Origin of the sequence: Paenibacillus bouchesdurhonensis (genome assembly GCF_900155685.1) — a bacterium.
Classification (GTDB): Bacteria; Bacillota; Bacilli; order Paenibacillales; family Paenibacillaceae; genus Fontibacillus; species Fontibacillus bouchesdurhonensis.
The window spans coordinates 657,194-674,341 of sequence record NZ_LT732547.1 but is presented as its reverse complement, the minus strand read 5'-3'; the positions used below and the strand labels follow the sequence as shown (position 1 = coordinate 674,341).

The window sequence follows — 17,148 nt, the reverse complement described above, 5'->3', positions numbered from 1 at the left end:
CTCTCCTTTTTCATCAATTTCATCCCTGCTCCTACCATAATAACTGGAATATAATATAACCAGCCATGACCCAGACGATAATTGCTGATAGCTTATTGATATGCCTCAGTTTTTTTCCGCTCGGATCCAATCCCCCGATGAGGCGTCCCGCCCAGCCAAGCCCGAAGAACCATATCCAGGATACGCCGATGGTAGCCGCGACAAAGAGACCTTTCTCCAGTCCTTCAAAACGAAGAGAGCTTGTCCCAATAACCCCGATCGTGTCCATAATCGCGTGAGGATTAAGCAGGGATACCGAGACCGCGAATATAATTTGTTTACCCGCTGCAAGTCGGGTTTCACCAGCGGCAGGCAGCTCGGGACGACTGCGCCAAATCGACAAGCCCATGTACAACATGAATAAGGCACCGAGAATGAACAGCTTATTTTCAACCAGGATATCGTCAGAACGACTAGAGAAACCCCGGCTACTGCAAGCAAAATAAGCAAAGTGTCGCATATAGATGCAGTAACGATCGCAGGCAGAGCATGCCGCAATTTAGGATGAGCGGCCCCTTGGCTGAATATAAAAATATTTTGCACACCCAGCGGCAGTATCAATCCAAACGCCAGTACAAATCCATAAATCAACGCTTCCCACATTCATTATTCCTCCGTTTATCAATCAGCTGTTCTCATTGTAGAGCAGAGGAATGGATTTGGCTCCAGCCATTTGGACGGATTGCAAACCAACCAAATTATATGATAGAACTAAATCTAACTTAATGAGGTGCCTCGTGCATCTCCTCTTTTATCCGCTGGAGGTCTTATTTATGGAGCAAACGCATTGGCAGCGGAGTAGCCGACAATCGGCTACTCCGCTGCACGTTCAAATTACGCAATATATTCGCGACAAAATCGTCGGCGGCGAATGGCCCGTCGGCACCCGCATTCCCTCGCAGCGTAAGCTAGCCGAAGCCTTCAACGTCAACCGCAGCACGATCGTGACGGCACTCGATGAACTCACCGCTGCCGGTATGCTGGAAGGCTGCAAGGGCGGCGGCACTCGGGTGATCAACCATACATGGGGCGCCCTTGCCGTGACGCCTCCCACGGATTGGGGGACATACGTCAAGTCCGGAATCCATCGTCCCAATCTCCCAGCCGTCCAAGAAATTAACCGTGCCGAATTCCGCCCCGGCATCATCCGGCTTGGAACAGGCGAGCTATCGCCCGAATTGCTGCCGGATCGCGAGACGAGCATTCTGCTCCGGCGCGTAGCCGATCGGACTCCGCCATTGGGGTACGGGGAGCCTATGGGAGATCCTTCGCTTCGCGAGCTGCTCGCCGCCCGGCTCCAGCAGCATGGCATCACGGTCTCGGCTTCTTCCGTGCTCATCGTCTCCGGCGCGCTTCAGGCACTGCAGCTTATATCCGTAGGTTTGCTTGAACGAGGTTCTACCGTGCTGGTAGAGCGTCCCTCCTACCTGTACTCCGTTCCCGTATTCCAATCCGCCGGCATGAAGCTGCGCGGCGTTCCAATGGATTCGGATGGCATTCGGGCAGATTTGGTTAATGCCTACGCGAGACAGTACAATGCCTCTTTGTTGTACACGATACCTACTTTTCATAATCCATCGGGTACGATGATGAGCGAGGAGCGCCGCATGCAATTGATGAACGCCAGTGAAGCTAGCGGCCTGCCGCTAATCGAAGATGATGTGTATCGCGACTTGTGGCTGGATGCTCCCCCCGCCAATCCGCTCAAGGCTCGGGACAGGACTGGGAATATCCTTTATCTCGGCAGTCTCTCCAAGACAATTAGCCCGGGACTCCGCATCGGTTGGATTGCCGGCCCGCAGCCTGTACTGGAACGCCTCGCGGATATTAAGATGCAAAGCGATTATGGCTCTAGCGCCATATCGCAGCAGGTTGCCGCAGAATGGCTTAGCAGCGGGATGTATGAGCAGCACGTACAGCAAGTACGCGAGCTGCTGAGAGCGCGCCGCGCCGCCATGCTGAACTGCCTGAACCGCTACTTTGCTGAAATCGCGAGCTGGAATACGCCTGCTGGCGGTTTTTATATTTGGTTGAAACTGAAGGCCCAGCTCTCAGCAAGAACGCTATTCGACCAAGCACTTCGTCAGAACATACTAATTAATCCCGGCCATCTTTACGATCGCGATGCGAATCAATATATACGCCTTTCTTATGCTTTCGCTTCAATAGAAGATATGGAGCATGGCCTTGCCCGTTTAGCAGCGATTATCAGATCCATTTCGTGCTGATATATATTCAATAACACATTTGCCCAATTTATTCCAATCACCAAGCAACTAATACGTCCCTGGAGTCGTTTATTAAATGAGAGGGGGCCAGCCTATGCATATCATAAAAAGCGGCGCATGCGCCATTGCTGTATTTTTATTAATAACAGGGTGCACAGATAACAAAGAATTAAGCGGCAAGCCAGTCGATCCGAACTCTGCCGTAACGAACCAACTCCCGGAGCCTGCTGATACAGCAACCGTTGCCGAGACTAGCTCTCTCGAAGCGGAGCAGATCGGAATGGGATTCTTAGAACAAGAGAAAATTGATGAAAAACGATGGAGCGAAAACGCCAATGGCAGCGCAGGCCAGCTTTACGGCCTGGTCTTCGAAGCGATGATGACGATCGATGAAGCCTTGAACGAGGACATGAAGTACATAGCCATCGATTTCAGCGTGCTGTCGCAATTAACGGACGAGGATAAGCGATACATCGAGGAATACATGGGCAGTTTTGCCGTCCCGCTTAAGGACGCTACCTTCGATCAGCTCAAGGAGAGCGAAGGTGAAGCTTACCATAACAACGGCATGGTCTTGAGCGGCGTGCTGCTCCAAATCGACAAAGTTGAAATCAGTGTGAACGGCGCTGTCATAGAAGGCATGAAGTACCGTGCTGGAAACGGGGCGATTAGCGCTCATATTGAACTAACGTTGGAGGAAGGGGCCTGGAAGGTCGAAGAGGCTTCGACCACTTGGATTAGTTAAAATGAATGATCAGACGCTTGCAGAGATGAAGTCAGCTCCTCCAATAAAAACAGCCCGGAAGCGCTTGATTCTTTTTGCCTCCGGGCAGCCTTGATCTATCTACTTTTCTACTACGTCGTAACCTTGCTCTTCAATGGCTTCCTTGATTGCCCCTACGCTTACCTTGCTTTCGTCATAGGTAACCGTAACGTTCTTGGCGGACAGGTCTACCTTGGCACTTGCTCCCAGCTTAGATACCGCGCCCTCCACAGAGTTCACGCAATGATTGCATGACATGCCTTCTACATGAATTGTAACAGTCTGCACAGCACTTCCTCCTCCTTTAGCTTTTGGTCGCGATAATTGCTCGCGATAATATTCTAGACGTAACTTTACATCGAATCAGCGTAGATCTTTAGTATTCCTATCGGCTCTTATTTCATGAGCTTATTGACTGTAACCAGGAGCTCATCGACCACTTCTGTCTCTCCGGCCTGAATGCGTTCTATGATGCAGCTCTTCATATGGCCTTCCAGCAGCAGCCGACCAACACTGTTCAGAGCCGATTGTACAGCAGCAATTTGGTTGAGCACGTCGTCACAATACGTGTCCTTGTCGATCAAGCCCTTGATCCCTCGAATTTGCCCTTCAATCCGGTTAAGGCGCCGGGTGAGATTGCCTTTCAACTCTTCCGAATGATGGCTGCGCCTTTCTATGGAGGCGGAATCCCCTGCCGGACAAGCCTCATCCGCGCAATGATGTCCATTCTCCCTCGGTTCTGTCATGCCGGTATCACTCCTTTCCCTCTAGTTCATTATATTATACCCCTACAGGGTATGTAAAGAGCTTGTAAATACTCATTCCAATCTAACACGAATCTTAGATATATACACCGACCGCTTTACCACCACAATCAAAAAGCTTATTCCCACTACAATCAGGCAGAAATAAGCTTTTGATGAATTATCTGCAATGCTAGTATGTCACATTAATAATTATAAAGAGATACTCAATCACCTACGATCTCATTTCGTGCTGCATATACTTCATTAATCATTAGTGCGCCAAGTTGAAATCCACGGATAAAAGAAGCAGTAGAATGCATTGATCCTGACTTGCTTCGCAAATCAAGTAATTCTTCAAGCTGACTGAGTTCTGTTGCTGATAACTTCTTCTCCCATATCTTCATAGCTTCAGATACTTTTCGATTTAAGGCGCGGTATTTAGGATCAATTGGCACAATCGTTTCTTCAGGGCGAATATCTCCACAATATAACGCTTCTAAAATACTTCTCATTTTCCTCTTCCCTTCAATTGAATTGCGGCTCCTTGAAAGAAAGACTGACACATGATAGATTAAATGTGCAGTCTGCCTTTCAGGCAGTTCTGTGAAGGATGTGCGTTTCTTTGCTGAGAGTGCGCCGCTTTATTTTCACTCGTGATCCTGCCTATCAAAAACAATTACATTGTTTAGTTATTAATCAGCATTGTATCAATTTAGCGTGACTAAAAGTCACGACTTGCACTTTGATTATATAGTGACTTCTAGTCACAGTCAAGGAGCTGTTTATGTTTAATCGAGAAATTTTTGCGAAGCGTTTTAAAAACTTACGCCTTGAAAAGTCAATCTCACAACAAGACATTGCTGCTTCTTTAGGAGTTGACAGATCCATTGTTAGTCATTGGGAAAGAGGAACGCGAATACCTAGTCTAGATATCGCTTACGCTCTAGCTGATTATTTTGACGTAAGCCTTGATTACCTTGTTGGACGTTCTGATGCCCCTACTTACCATTGAAGGATATGTATCAGAGTGTGTTGGTTAGAAAAACGGGGCTTGCACAAAATAAATATCTGACTTTTCCAAAATACTGGGAGAACCTACCGATATAATAAGACAGAGAGAGTAATCTTGGGTATGCAAAAAAGGCTCATTCCTACTCATAATTCAAGTGGGAAAGAGCTTATTCCTTCACCTCACTTTTTTTATGGAGTAAATGGAATATGAGTCTCATTGGCAATTGACTCATCATAATAAATATAGGCCAACCAGAGATCTCTGGCTGACCTAATAATACGAAACAGGTCAATCATGTGGTAACTGACCATAATCAACCTGTTCATCGTAACGGAATAGCGTTATTTAGGTTATAAAATTAAAGCATTTGATGTGCGTAAAAACCGAAATGAAGAAATTTTTATACGGGTATTACATGGGTTAGAATTGTTATTGGTTAAATGATAGGCTCATTCGTCCCCCCTCCAAAACCTAAGAGACATGAAGCCAGTCAGGGTCTTGCGTTATCAGTTCTACAGTTAAATAATAGACTTAAAAGGCGGATGACCAGTGTCTTGGTTTTGTAGCAAGCTAGGATTACGAAATCTTAAACTAATTTGTAGTTCAATAACTGTCATATCTTCTCTAATTTCTTTGAGTGCTACGTTAATCCAGAGAGGGCATAATGGAAGCCTGCACGCTAGCATATTGACCACTGCTTCGAGGTCAAATTCCCTTCCACTCAATTTTTTTTCATTAAACATCCCACGATGCAAATACTCATCAGTAGAATTTAGAGATTTACCATGTTCAATTACAGGTACTACTGTAAACTTGCAATTATCTTCTAACTTTACATTTCGAGATATTGCTATTTCCTTTAAGGCTTGTAGCATGTGGTCTTTAAATGTTCGTTTATCCATGTATTTTATCAATTTTCTCACTCCGTTAATTTTCTTGATACAACTTTTGTGGAGTCTATGATGAATCCATCAGCGTCTATTTTGTAGCTATAAAATTCAACCCATGCTCCCTTTGTATTCAAGGTGATGACAATATCGACCTTGTGCTGGATAGATATTTGAGCAAGTCCTGTAAACCTGCTCTATCCACTTCTAACGCATCTTCATTCACCTTTGCCCCACTTATCCCTTCATCGCTAAAGGTGTGTAGCAAAGTCCAACCTTGCTGTTTACAATACGCTTGAATTTCATCCTGTTGATAAGCCAAGCTGTAACCATCCTTGGCTTGTCCTTGGGTAGACACTCGAACGTAACCGATGACATTCATACTTATTCCCCCTCTGATAGTTGCGAAAGTTATTTACAGAAAGCCAAATATTTACATAAGCAGAGGAGAAAGCAAGGCTAATAAAAAAACAGGTCAATGATGGTGTTATCTAACCAAATTCGACCTGTTTAATGTATCTCTATTGCGATATTTAGGTTATACTTTTCGACTTTATGTGTGCGTACAATCAATATGACGAAAACATTATACGGGTAGTGTTATTGAAGGAATGTTGGATTCATTCGACACTGGGTATCCCCCACCTAAAAAGAAACCTTGACAGGCACGAAGCCAATCAAGGTATTCAAATTATTTGCCATTGATTAAGTCAGGATAAATTCCTGCAACTGTTCCTCTAGCAACAAGGTAATCTCTCTCTCTTTCGACAAAATGTAAAATAAATCGCCATCTAAAATTCTAATTTCTAATTGTGCTAACTCATGCTGAATTTTGTTAAGTTTGTTTGCCTCAACCCTTGGACGAAGATTGTAATCAAATGGGACGTCGTTCGGAAAGCAAATAAGAACAGCGTTCCTTATTGTTTGAGTATCTTCTAGTACTTCCATGAACTGCGACAGTTTCAAATAAGCAATTTTTTCTCTTTCAACTTTGTTTCCAAAATTAAAAGCTACTTCAATAGATTTATTTTGTCCAGTACCAGGATAATCACCATTATATTTAGGTATTATTTCAATATCACCCACAGCCCAATATATGTTACTCCATTTTTTATTGATAACTTCAAGTAAATTGATAATAAAATTACTATTATTGTTTGCATCAGAATATCGCAATTTCAACATACTTTTTCACGCCTCTCACTAAAAAGGTGGGTTTGTATCCATACGATGGTCAATTTTATACCCTCCTATTGGATATTTCTCATTCCATTGTACCTCATGCCAATGTGGAACACTATGATTCTCAGGATAGCCATGATTAGAATAATCAATCCATCCCTTTTCTCTTCCGTAATCATCATAGTATTTAGTTTGTTTAAGATTACCGAATTCGTCGTATTTATTTAGGCTTTTTGTTCCTGGTTCAACAAATTTGGGCAGATTCTTACCATATGCCTCATCAGGTAAAAAAGGTTCTTTAGCAAAATCATCAGCTTTACCCGTCCCCTTAGTAGAATTACTCGGATTCGGTGATTCCAGCGTCTCCTTAGGGTTCTCCACTGTAGTATTCCTAGGATCATCCTTAGGTCGTCTATCTTTAACAGACTTGGCGAACTTATCTAATTCCGCTTGTGTCATGGTCTTAAACTCAGTCTTTTTACGATTTAGGCTAGGATTTCTGACATTGAACCCACCACCCCTTATGTACGGTACTTCACTAGAATTATGGGTGTAACCCGTAAAGAGTTCATTTAATGACAATCCCGCACCTTCCGCATTGTAACTCGTATAAATAGTAGCTAAACCGCCCCCTACTTTTATTCTGTGCTTCCATTCCATTTCTTTTACTATATCATCATAACTCTGCTTCTCTGCAACTCGCTTCGCCACATCTTCAGTTAATGCATCAGACCAATTTAACGATGCTTGTACTTCTAGAATTATTCGATTCGTATCTTCATATCCACTTGGAAAATACCTTGGGGGCTCCCAACGCCTTCTCACATCCTCAGGTACCTCATGGTAGGCTTGATAGATGTTGTTTGATTCATTCAATAAGTGATAAATCAATTCCAATTTATGATTTGAATGAGACACTTGACGCGCACTCGTTACCATCTTGCCTAAAATCCACTGTGTGTAGTAAGCCTGTCTTTCTTCTTCGTAAATTCGCTGGTCAATCAGTCCTTGCATGAGTAGACCTGCTAATTGCTTTAGTCGATGCAAAGGGTTATTAACGGGCACACTTTGAGCTTTCCCATCACTTCGCACAGGAATTACCGCCGCTGCTTGCAGCGCCACGCCTACAGCCTTATTCGCAGGCCCTCCCAACGCACTTAATAGAACGCCCGTCATTGCCGGAATCGAACCCACCAGTTTAGATTCCGTAACCAACATGGTATTAGCTGCAGCTTCAGCAGCCGGGCTTGTAATTTTGGCTGAAGTGCTATTTACATTCCCCGATGAAGTATCGGATGCGGCAGAAGATTGGGATGCCTTATACGCCTGTACACTCACTATCTCAGGCTCCCATACCGGAGGCAGGTCGGTGACAAAGACCGGGGCTTTTACCGTCCCTTCCTGCTCAATCACTGGAGCTTTGAGGTCTGTTTCACCATCCAGCACCATGCTGCTAGCTCCGCCTTTGAGATATAGCGCTGTGCCAGCTTTTAGCGATAGTCCCTTCCCCGCCTCCAGCTTAACGTCGCCGCCTTGAATTTGTACATTCCCCGGGCTGCTGATGGCAACGCCGCTAGCTTCATGAAGCGTAATAGATACTTTGCCTGGGGAGTGCAGCCTCAGCTCTCGCTTAGACAGCTCTACACCGCTTCCCCGCGCATGCTGCCACACCCTGGCATCCGGTTGTTCATGAGTACGCTGCTGGCGTAATGCATCGGTGACATAGGCATCCTGCTCGCGGTTTGTAGGCAGATACAGCTCCACCTGATCCCCGATTTCCGGCATATTATACCACCCACTATGATCTTCTGCCACATAACGGGTGGCTACAGGAAACCAGCAGGATGCAGAATGCTGCTCGGGGTCAATCTTCAGTTTAAGCTGTACACGCTCCTGTTCTACATGAACCACCTTTCCTAGTAACGAAATTCCCGTAATCTGCTCATTCTCAACCCGCACGTAACGAATTTCATGTTCAGCTTGAAGATCATATCGTGTACGGAGCATTCCATCCTCTAGACGTGTCTCCGCTCGCACCACGACAAGTTCCTTTCCTTGCCCGATGGGGAGATCAATCACATCCCCTAAGGCATAGTACTCCAGGCTTTCAATCGTATAGGTAACATACGAGCCAGCCAGCCCTTCTGGTTTCTCAGCAGACAGCTCATGAAACGTTTTTCGCACCCGGTAGAATACATCCCGCTCCAGCTTATGCAGCTTGCCTATCGGCAGCCCAAAAAAGATCTTGGGCGATGCTGCAGTCACTTCAGGCACGAGCACCGATCCGAATCGGGAAGCGAGTCGCTTTAAAAACGCCCAATCCGTCTCCTGATACTGCAGCAGGAAGTTATCCAGCTTGGCGCCGTCCGTGACGGTATCAATCGCGTCCCCGTACTTATACTTCCGCACCAGTGCCGTGACCAGATCATCATAAGTGCGCTGCGGCTCTTGATAAGAACGATTTTTTAGTTTCACATCTAATTGATAGGAATGCGCGGCAGCCTCCAGCTCAAAAGTATAGACTCCCCTTACACAATGTATAGACAGGCCCGTGATCATCCCGTGGAATAATGTTCTTAGGGCTTGTCCATGCTCGTCCAGCTGGCGAATAACGATCGGCTCCTGATCCATGGTTTGCCCGATCCAGGCAGCCCCTTGCTCTTCGGTAAGAATGCCGTTCATCTGCAAATAAGCATGTTCATTAATAGCTCTATGAATATGTAACTGCTGAATATGCTGCGGCTGAAAGGGACCGTAAAAACGTATGCTCTCATAGCCGATCCCCTCTGTAAGTAAGCTCAAGGTTGCACATCCTCCCTTCTGACTTGATCCCGACTCTGACGGTTAGTCCAGTTCCTGGCCGTCATTCTCAATTCGAATATGCCCGCAATACAAACAGTGGTGAGTACAATCCTGCGTCAAAGCGGGCTGACCTTCAATCAGCATATCGCTTTTCCCATTCAGCCATGGCATGGTCAGAACAGGGATACACGGAGCCTTCTTCACCCCATAAATATCAACCATGTCACTCGCCTGTACGGCAGGATTATGAGGACTGAAGCAATTGCCAAAAGACTGAATATTCTCTCCCGGCACGTAATCCGCAATATTCATCGCCGCTTTATTTTTGACATATACCCCATGGCTGAAAGGACGCTTTAACCGGGTCGGCTGAGTGCCATAGCTGCAGCTCAAAATCGCGCCTGCTACGACATAGCTTTTGACCCCGCCAGTTCCTGGCTGTATCTGCGCTTGCCGTACCTTTGCTTCCTTCATCAGGCTTGTCCCTCCTTGCTCTCTATCTCTACTCTTTCAAGTCTTATGCCTATAAATGGACGGCGAAGTAGACTCTCTGCCAATGCCAAATTGATAAACAGGTACGGCTCCATCACATCCGCGATTTGAAAAATAGGGGGCATGTCTTTCATGTATTGGAGTACTAAACGCTTCAATGTATGATCGGGATACCATTCGGTTCTATCAGACAAACACTTCTCCACAGGAGGGCGCAGCACCCAGTACACCTCTTGCTTGGCTTGCTTCAAATCGGTAAGTATAGCCGCTCTCCATTCCAAGCCTGGCGTATACTTCTCCAATAAAGCCCTTATGCCACCGGATACTAACGGCACGGGATATTCCAAAAAGTCCGGAAATACGGATTGCGAATGAATTTGTACAGCTAAAAATAATGGAGCTTCTTCCTCTAAGGATTCCATCCTCTGCAAGCCGCTCTTCATAGGCAATGAAGACAGCGGTACAGGCTCAATCCGAGGCTTGATCCGCTCATCCATCCTAAGCCGATAATATCTCACGTAATCTGCCCCCTAACTTCACGGAGCTGCTCTTCCGTAAAACTCACGCCTTGCAGCTTGGCGCCGCTGAAATCAGCACCAGCCAACCTTGCGCCGGCAAAAGACACATCCGTCAGATGAGCCCCAGCAAAGTTAGCATCTGTCAGGTCGGCATTCTCAAAGCAAGACGCTGCTAGATCGGCCCCGATCAATGAAGCTTGCTGCAGCGAGGCATTACGGAAATCAGCACCTTGTAGCTGAGCTAGCCTCAAAGAAGCCCCTTGCAGATTAACCCCGGCAAAATTCACGCCGCTGAATCCTAACGGTTCCCATTCCAGCCATAAATCAGCATCGTTTACACTGCCCATCACCTTGTCCAATATGGCATTCCTTAGAGAGCAGCCGCTAAAATCCGCTCCATAGACCAGGCTGGAGGTGAAGTCAGTACCTTGAAGGTGACTGTCCTGCCACTCCGTACCCACCAGCACGCAAAATTGCAAACGACTATTCTCCATCTGCACGTCGCGGAAAGCCGTATAGCGAAAATCCAGGCGGCTATAATCCCCTTCCGATAGGTCAACCTTCGTCAAGGCTTCATAGCCGTACCCACGGGCGGCTTCTTGTAACTCCAACCATGCTTTGACCTCTTGTATATCCCGCTTCCGGCGATCTTCCTTATATACGGACACGCTTTGATCCAAATACTCCCCGACACGAATTTCAAATGTTTCTCCACGCTCCAGTTCCTGAAATTCGGGAGTATGCACTGCCCGTTTCATCGCCAGACGCAGCAAACTCACCATGAATGCGTGGAACTCCGTCGCTGCAACCAGCATCATCTGCTCTAATCCGACCTCGGAAAGAGGTTGTCGCCGCTCCATGGCTTCAGCCTGACCCTGCTGCTGTAGATCACTCCAATAGGAGAAAGCCCAGTTAATATCCCACTCAAATTGGAGTGGATCAGTATCAAATACCCAGTACTCATCTGCGGCCTCCACGATATAAGTTGGATGCTGCTCCAGCCATGATGTTCGCAGCATAGAGTAAGTGATGTAACTTACGCTGCCTTTTTGCCCTTGAAGCTGCTTTTGACGAATATCTCGGCAATATTCTCTAAATGCCTGTACGCATTCCCCAATACGTTGTTCTAGCGTGGTCTTAAGCGCCATTGCCCAATCTTTACGAATAGAGGCCCATGCCTCATCAAGAATGACTTGCTCTTGCTGCCCTTCTACAGGCTTGTCCATTGCATTTACACCACCTGGCACACTTTATGCTAGTTAGATTTCACTTCGCTGCCTTTCATTTGGGCTGAACCGCTAAGTTCAATATGACTGCCGTTGCAATCCATGCGCAGTTCACTGCCTGCGGAGAGAGACATCGTCTTCCCAGCCGTCAGGCTCAAATCTCCTCCCGCCGAGATGCTTACAGCATTATTGCTCACAATATGTATGCCATCCTTGTCGTTCAGCTTGATATATACAGCCCCTTCTTTCCCCGTAATGACCAGTTCATCCGGCCCCAGGCAAATTTCCTTCCCCTGAGGGGTTCTCCACACCTTCATCTGAGGATTGGAAAGCTTATTATTGGCACTTCCTTGCGTATTTCGCCTAACGGCACTTCCCGCAATCCCGTCTTCTTCACGGCTGCCCGGAAAATATAATGAAACAGGATCGCCGATTTCCGGCATTACATGCCAGCCCGTATGTCCCTCAGCACTATAGGCCGTGGAATAGTTGAACCAATAGGCCTTATCTATCTCCTGCTGCTCATCGCAGTCCAAATGAATACGCACCTGATCCAGACGCACGTCCACAACCACGCCGCCTAACGATGCACCAGCCAGCTTTTCCTGATAGTAGCTTTTTTGCCGGAATCCCTGGTAAGACCCCAATACATACTGATGCCTTAACTGTCCCTGCCTCATTTCGGTATAGGCTTCCATCACAAATAGGCTATGCCCTTGAAAAGACAATTGCGCTCCTAAATCCAGCACCTCATCCGTCTCCACCTCATAAAATATGAAGTCGTTCTCCCTGAGCCTGGCCTGATCATTCTCCTGAAAGTAGCGAAAAGGCAGCATATGTTTGCGTACGGTATAACGGCTATTATCCAGAACCACATGTGCAGGTATATCCTCAATTCCAAAATAAAACTTCGGACTATCAAAACGAGCGACGGGCATTAAGCTTGTATGATAACGGGAGGCCAACCTTCTTAAAAAAGCCCAGTCCGTCTCTAGGTACTGGATAGCAATACGCCCGATCTGGGCCCCGTCAGTAGCCCCGTCAATAACATCAAGCCCCGCATAATCCTCACCAATCTGCTCCAGCAATTGAGGTATTGTCATTTTAGTATTCTGAAAAGATCGCGTGCGCTGCTTGATATCCATTCGGTAGGTATGAGAAATGGCCTCAATCTCCAGATAGTACACATCACGTACAACCTTCACCTCAACCGAGAGCGCAATTCCGCTGAATAATGGCTTAGTCTCGCCCGCCTCATCCTTTTGACTCACTTCAATAATTGTATAACTGTGCGTTGTTTCTATATAGCTGTCCCGCAGATCCTCTGGAATCACACCTGTAAAATACAGCCGGGTATGCTCATTAATCTTTTTCGTCAAGGTGAGCTTTTCCAAGTTAATTCTTTCAAAGGGGCGAACTTGAATGTTCTCGTATCCCAAACTCATATTGAACCATCTCCTTCCTCGAACAGCGTTGAGGTGGGGTCAGTGGCAGCTCTAAAGGTTTGCACTATCCTTCTGGCTACAGGCAGCCATGCCTCCGTGTCGGTCTCAGTACAGTTGAAGGCGCCAATGATCACATATCCTTCCAGAACAAACAACAGCATTTCGTTATACAGGTTGCCGTCCACCCCTGCTGCTACAAAACGAATGATCCCGATCGAAAAACCATAATCATTAACGATCAACTCTGTACCCATCCACTTCCGGATGGGCTGTACAGATCGCAACACGTCTGCCATTTGCTCTATAAAATCAGGAAGCCCCTCCGGCTCCAAAGTCGTTTCTGTTGGATTAAAAGTAATATTGATCGTCCCATCAAATGATGTGTAAATGACCTTTGGGCGATGCTCTGAAGGATATTTGAATTTAGCTTGCTCCAAGGGCATGAGTTGAAAGGCCTTCGGAATTTCCACTTCGACTTTCCCATCCAGTACGATCACCGGGTTGAAGGTGACAATCTGATCTTTTATGCGAAATACCATGCTCTTATTAAGCACAGTACTTTGCTGAGCTGAATCTGTCGGTTGAAGTTGGCTCAGTTTTGCCTCATCATGCTTAGGCGTTAAACCGTGTTTAATACTTAGAATCTGTTCATCCAAATAATTCATAGTACGCAGTCTCTTCTTCCTCCGAATCATATTATTTTTTGTAAATGAAACCCATCCCTACCTATATTTCGGACACAACCTCACAAAAATTAACCCTTGTCCCTGCAAAGCCCGTTATTTCACCAGGAAGACATCTATGCGCAAAGGCATCCATTCGCGATTTACTGAATAAAAAAATCACCCTGACCCAGGCTTTCGCCCTTGGATCAGAGTGATTATTATTTCTATAACATATAAATATTTATATAAATCTAGCTTTATCAAACTTGCCTATTCGCTTATTGATATCCCCAGATCATCGTAAACAGTGTACCGAAAACCGTCACCACACCTACAAACAACGCATAAGCGATATTAGCATATAGCGACATTTTCGAACCTGTCTCGCCGATGTGCATGAATACGAACAGTTGGACTGACATTTGAATGATTGCACAAACGAGCAGAACTGTCATTTGCATCCCGAAGGACATATCGAAGAACAGAACGGTCAGCGCAACGACCGAAAGGATCAGCGAAGAGACATATCCCATGACGTGTTGAAGCGGGAATAGTTTTTTCATGTCACATCAATCCTTTCAAGTATACAAAGCTGAAGATAAAGATCCAGACGACATCAAGGAAGTGCCAGTACAACGAGAAGATGAACGACTTGTTCGCCGTATCCGGCGTGAAGCCTTCACGCTTCATTTGCAGCATTAGCCCACCGCCCCATACCAATCCAAGCGTAACGTGCGCCCCGTGGAGGCCAAGCAACGTGAATAGGCTGGACATGAAGGCGTTGGTTTGCAGCGTCGCCCCTTCGCTTACATACGTAACGAATTCATAAATCTCGACACCGAGGAATCCGAGGCCAAGCAATAAGGTGACTGCAAAAAATCCCATCGTCGCTTTCATCAAGCCTTGCCGCATACTGTTGATCGCTAGACCGATCGTAAAGCTGCTCGTCAGTAGCAGGAAGGTCTCAATAAGCACCGGCCCGATTTCAAAAATCTCTTTCGCTGTAGGGCCGTCGCCTGTGCGATTCCACAAAGTGAAATAGACAGCGAAGAGCGTGGAGAACATGACAATCTCTGCCCCGAGAAATACCCAGAAACCCAAGATCCGGTTTTTGTTCTCCTCTGTGCTATATTCCAGCGGTACTGAATGATCTATTTTCATACCTGTTCACCCCGCAATCGTTCTTCGGTCGCCACAATTTCCTTCACAGGAATATAATGTCCGTGATCGCGTTCAAAGGATCTGATGATCATCATAACGAAAATACCTATGGCTCCAATCACAGCCCCTACCCACCAGTTAAAGACCATGAAGAATCCGAAGATCATAAAGATCATACCCAGAACAAATGGCTGGCCGCTGTTGTTGGGCATATGAATATCGCTGTATTCTTCAGTATACAGGGACTTGCCCGACTTCTTGGCAAACCAGAATGCATCACGATTCTCAATGTCAGGCATACGCGCAAAGTTGTAATGAGGAATCGGACTTGGCGTGCTCCATTCCAAGGTTCTTGCATTCCACGGATCGCCGTTCGTCTCTCTCGGCGCATAGCGGAAACTCCAGTAAATGTTGTATACGAGTACCGCAAATCCAATAGCTAGACCGACCGAACCGATAGACGCAATAAGATTCAGCGGCCCAAAGCCTGTTTCTGCAGAGTACGTGTACATCCGCCGCGTCATCCCATTCAATCCAAGGGCGAAGAGCGGTAGGAACGTTACGTTAAAGCTAATCGCAATAATCCAGAAAGCCAGCTTGCCTTGTTTGTCGTTCAGACGGAAGCCGAACAATTTCGGGAACCAGTAATACATTCCCGCAAGAACCCCAAAGACTGTCCCTGGAATCAATACGTAGTGGAAGTGGGCGACCAGGAACATCGTGTTGTGGTACTGGTAATCCGCACTTGCCATTGCAAGCATAACGCCGGTAACTCCACCAATCGTAAAGATCGGAATGAAGCCAAGAGCATACAGCATCGGTGTCGTAAATTCAATTCGGCCTTTTTGCATCGTGAATAGCCAGTTGAATATCTTGATCCCGGTCGGGATGGCAATCGCCATCGTCGTCACGGAGAAGAAGCCGTTAACCATCGCGCCGTGTCCCATCGTATAGAAGTGGTGAGCCCACACAAGAAAAGACAGAAGCGAGATGATGACCATACTGAATACCATCGATTTATAACCATACAGGTTTTTACGTGAAAAGGTCGAGATTACTTCACTAAATATACCGAATGCGGGCAGTATAACGATATATACCTCTGGATGCCCCCATACCCAGAACAGGTTGGCCCAAAGCATATCCATCCCGCCGTTGGCCATCGTAAAGAATTGTGATCCAAACTGTCGATCCAGCATCATCAAGAGGAGCGCAATCGTCAGCACCGGGAATGCAAATACAATGATGACCGATGTGATCAGGATCGACCAGGTAAACATCGGCATACGCATCAGCGTCATGCCTGGAGCGCGCATTTTAAGAATCGTAACGATAAAGTTAACCCCGGTCATCAGCGTACCAAGTCCGGCAATTTGCAGCGCGATAGAGTAATAGTTATTACCTACCGTCGGGCTGAACTCGATGCTCGATAGCGGGAAGTAGGCCGTCCAACCGGCGTCTGGAGAGCCGCCGATCACGAATGAAATGTTGAACAGCATCGCTCCGGCGAAGAACAGCCAGAAGCTGACGGCGTTCAAGCGAGGGAATGCTACGTCCCTTGCTCCAATTTGAAGCGGTACAACGACGTTCATCAAGCCGATAATAAACGGCATCGCCATGAACAGGATCATGATGACCCCGTGCGTTGTAAAGATTTCGTTATAGTGCTGGCTGTCCAAAAGTCCGTTCTCTGGTACAGCAAGCTGCGCACGCATCAGGAGGCCGTCAACGCCGCCCCGGAATAGCATGATGAGTGCAGATAGGATATACATGATACCGATTTTTTTATGATCAACGGTCGTTAACCATTCACGCCACAGGTAGCCCCATTTCTTAAAATAGGTCAGTCCGACAACAATAGCGATGGACACAAGGACAATGCTGACCATTGCGCCGTAAATCATCGGTTCGCCCGTGACGAAAAATTCGTCCCATTTCATTTAGCTTACTCCTTTCCAGTTCTTAGTTGCCTTGCGAGCGTT

17 protein-coding genes and 2 pseudogenes are annotated in these 17,148 nt (G+C 46.5%); 3 read left to right on the top strand and 16 right to left on the bottom strand.

The features are described from left to right. Positions 1-31 precede the first annotated feature (31 nt). Positions 32-642: pseudogene (locus CZ379_RS02730) on the bottom strand (LysE/ArgO family amino acid transporter). A gap of 170 nt (positions 643-812) precedes the next feature. On the opposite strand from CZ379_RS02730, the gene CZ379_RS02725 reads away from it, so the two are divergent. Continuing rightward, positions 813-2,267: an aminotransferase-like domain-containing protein gene (locus CZ379_RS02725; protein WP_110930205.1), complete on the top strand. Its 1,455-nt coding sequence runs from the start codon at positions 813-815 to the stop codon at positions 2,265-2,267. Between the two features lie 94 nt (positions 2,268-2,361). Next, complete coding sequence (locus CZ379_RS02720) at positions 2,362-3,012, top strand: hypothetical protein (protein WP_110930204.1); 651 nt, start codon at positions 2,362-2,364, stop codon at positions 3,010-3,012. A gap of 99 nt (positions 3,013-3,111) precedes the next feature. Here the strand turns inward: CZ379_RS02720 and CZ379_RS02715 are convergent, their stop codons facing one another. The 3 genes from CZ379_RS02715 to CZ379_RS02705 form a co-directional block, all read right to left on the bottom strand. Next, positions 3,112-3,318, bottom strand: coding sequence for a copper ion binding protein (locus tag CZ379_RS02715; protein ID WP_110930203.1), 207 nt, complete (start codon positions 3,316-3,318; stop codon positions 3,112-3,114). 107 nt (positions 3,319-3,425) lie between these two features. Continuing rightward, positions 3,426-3,776: a metal-sensitive transcriptional regulator gene (locus CZ379_RS02710; RefSeq protein WP_110930202.1), complete on the bottom strand. Its 351-nt coding sequence runs from the start codon at positions 3,774-3,776 to the stop codon at positions 3,426-3,428. A 224-nt stretch (positions 3,777-4,000) separates the two neighbouring features. Next, complete coding sequence (locus CZ379_RS02705; RefSeq protein WP_110930201.1) at positions 4,001-4,288, bottom strand: DUF6809 family protein; 288 nt, start codon at positions 4,286-4,288, stop codon at positions 4,001-4,003. A gap of 272 nt (positions 4,289-4,560) precedes the next feature. Here CZ379_RS02705 and CZ379_RS02700 point away from each other — a divergent pair, with 272 nt between their 5' ends. Further along, entirely contained in the window at positions 4,561-4,788 is a 228-nt protein-coding gene (locus tag CZ379_RS02700; RefSeq protein ID WP_110930200.1) for a helix-turn-helix domain-containing protein, read from the top strand. A gap of 518 nt (positions 4,789-5,306) precedes the next feature. Here the strand turns inward: CZ379_RS02700 and CZ379_RS02695 are convergent. The 12 genes and pseudogenes from CZ379_RS02695 to qoxB form a co-directional block, all read right to left on the bottom strand. Next, positions 5,307-5,702 carry a hypothetical protein gene (locus CZ379_RS02695; RefSeq protein ID WP_110930199.1) on the bottom strand — a complete coding sequence of 132 codons (396 nt, stop codon included), beginning with the start codon at positions 5,700-5,702 and terminating at the stop codon, positions 5,307-5,309. Positions 5,703-5,791: 89 nt separating this feature from the next. Beyond that, positions 5,792-6,057 (bottom strand): annotated as a pseudogene (locus tag CZ379_RS02690) (recombinase family protein); the annotation flags it as partial. Between the two features lie 323 nt (positions 6,058-6,380). Next, a complete protein-coding gene (locus tag CZ379_RS02685) occupies positions 6,381-6,860 on the bottom strand; it encodes a hypothetical protein (protein ID WP_110930198.1) in 480 nt (159 codons plus the stop codon). Between the two features lie 18 nt (positions 6,861-6,878). Then, positions 6,879-9,659 carry a hypothetical protein gene (locus CZ379_RS02680; protein WP_234404783.1) on the bottom strand — a complete coding sequence of 927 codons (2,781 nt, stop codon included), beginning with the start codon at positions 9,657-9,659 and terminating at the stop codon, positions 6,879-6,881. Between the two features lie 42 nt (positions 9,660-9,701). Next, entirely contained in the window at positions 9,702-10,133 is a 432-nt protein-coding gene (locus CZ379_RS02675) for a DUF4280 domain-containing protein (RefSeq protein ID WP_110930197.1), read from the bottom strand. Continuing rightward, positions 10,133-10,669 carry a hypothetical protein gene (locus CZ379_RS02670; protein ID WP_110930196.1) on the bottom strand — a complete coding sequence of 179 codons (537 nt, stop codon included), beginning with the start codon at positions 10,667-10,669 and terminating at the stop codon, positions 10,133-10,135. The genes CZ379_RS02675 and CZ379_RS02670 overlap by 1 nt, the downstream gene beginning before the upstream one ends. Beyond that, entirely contained in the window at positions 10,666-11,895 is a 1,230-nt protein-coding gene (locus tag CZ379_RS02665; RefSeq protein WP_110930195.1) for a pentapeptide repeat-containing protein, read from the bottom strand. The genes CZ379_RS02670 and CZ379_RS02665 overlap by 4 nt, the downstream gene beginning before the upstream one ends. Before the next feature lie 29 nt (positions 11,896-11,924). Next, positions 11,925-13,340 carry a hypothetical protein gene (locus CZ379_RS02660; RefSeq protein ID WP_110930194.1) on the bottom strand — a complete coding sequence of 472 codons (1,416 nt, stop codon included), beginning with the start codon at positions 13,338-13,340 and terminating at the stop codon, positions 11,925-11,927. Continuing rightward, the gene (locus CZ379_RS02655) at positions 13,337-14,005 is read right to left on the bottom strand and encodes a hypothetical protein (protein WP_110930193.1); all 669 of its coding nucleotides are present in this window, start codon (positions 14,003-14,005) and stop codon (positions 13,337-13,339) included. Before CZ379_RS02655 ends, CZ379_RS02660 begins: the two co-directional genes overlap by 4 nt. A gap of 278 nt (positions 14,006-14,283) precedes the next feature. Continuing rightward, positions 14,284-14,568, bottom strand: coding sequence for a cytochrome aa3 quinol oxidase subunit IV (qoxD, locus tag CZ379_RS02650; protein ID WP_110930192.1), 285 nt, complete (start codon positions 14,566-14,568; stop codon positions 14,284-14,286). Position 14,569: 1 nt separating this feature from the next. Further along, positions 14,570-15,166, bottom strand: coding sequence for a cytochrome aa3 quinol oxidase subunit III (qoxC, locus tag CZ379_RS02645; protein ID WP_110930191.1), 597 nt, complete (start codon positions 15,164-15,166; stop codon positions 14,570-14,572). Continuing rightward, complete coding sequence (qoxB, locus tag CZ379_RS02640; protein WP_110930190.1) at positions 15,163-17,106, bottom strand: cytochrome aa3 quinol oxidase subunit I; 1,944 nt, start codon at positions 17,104-17,106, stop codon at positions 15,163-15,165. Before qoxB ends, qoxC begins: the two co-directional genes overlap by 4 nt. Positions 17,107-17,148: the final 42 nt, after the last annotated feature.

What these genes read in the sequence shown, in the direction of transcription:
- CZ379_RS02725 (WP_110930205.1), top strand. Translation starts at nt 813, where the DNA reads ATGGAGCAAACGCATTGGCAGCGGAGTAGCCGACAATCGGCTACTCCG.
- CZ379_RS02720 (WP_110930204.1), top strand. Translation starts at nt 2,362, where the DNA reads ATGCATATCATAAAAAGCGGCGCATGCGCCATTGCTGTATTTTTATTA.
- CZ379_RS02710 (WP_110930202.1), bottom strand. Translation starts at nt 3,776, where the DNA reads ATGACAGAACCGAGGGAGAATGGACATCATTGCGCGGATGAGGCTTGT.
- CZ379_RS02705 (WP_110930201.1), bottom strand. Translation starts at nt 4,288, where the DNA reads ATGAGAAGTATTTTAGAAGCGTTATATTGTGGAGATATTCGCCCTGAA.
- CZ379_RS02700 (WP_110930200.1), top strand. Translation starts at nt 4,561, where the DNA reads ATGTTTAATCGAGAAATTTTTGCGAAGCGTTTTAAAAACTTACGCCTT.
- CZ379_RS02685 (WP_110930198.1), bottom strand. Translation starts at nt 6,860, where the DNA reads ATGTTGAAATTGCGATATTCTGATGCAAACAATAATAGTAATTTTATT.
- CZ379_RS02675 (WP_110930197.1), bottom strand. Translation starts at nt 10,133, where the DNA reads ATGAAGGAAGCAAAGGTACGGCAAGCGCAGATACAGCCAGGAACTGGC.
- CZ379_RS02665 (WP_110930195.1), bottom strand. Translation starts at nt 11,895, where the DNA reads ATGGACAAGCCTGTAGAAGGGCAGCAAGAGCAAGTCATTCTTGATGAG.
- CZ379_RS02660 (WP_110930194.1), bottom strand. Translation starts at nt 13,340, where the DNA reads ATGAGTTTGGGATACGAGAACATTCAAGTTCGCCCCTTTGAAAGAATT.
- CZ379_RS02655 (WP_110930193.1), bottom strand. Translation starts at nt 14,005, where the DNA reads ATGAATTATTTGGATGAACAGATTCTAAGTATTAAACACGGTTTAACG.
- qoxD (WP_110930192.1), bottom strand. Translation starts at nt 14,568, where the DNA reads ATGAAAAAACTATTCCCGCTTCAACACGTCATGGGATATGTCTCTTCG.
- qoxC (WP_110930191.1), bottom strand. Translation starts at nt 15,166, where the DNA reads ATGAAAATAGATCATTCAGTACCGCTGGAATATAGCACAGAGGAGAAC.
- qoxB (WP_110930190.1), bottom strand. Translation starts at nt 17,106, where the DNA reads ATGAAATGGGACGAATTTTTCGTCACGGGCGAACCGATGATTTACGGC.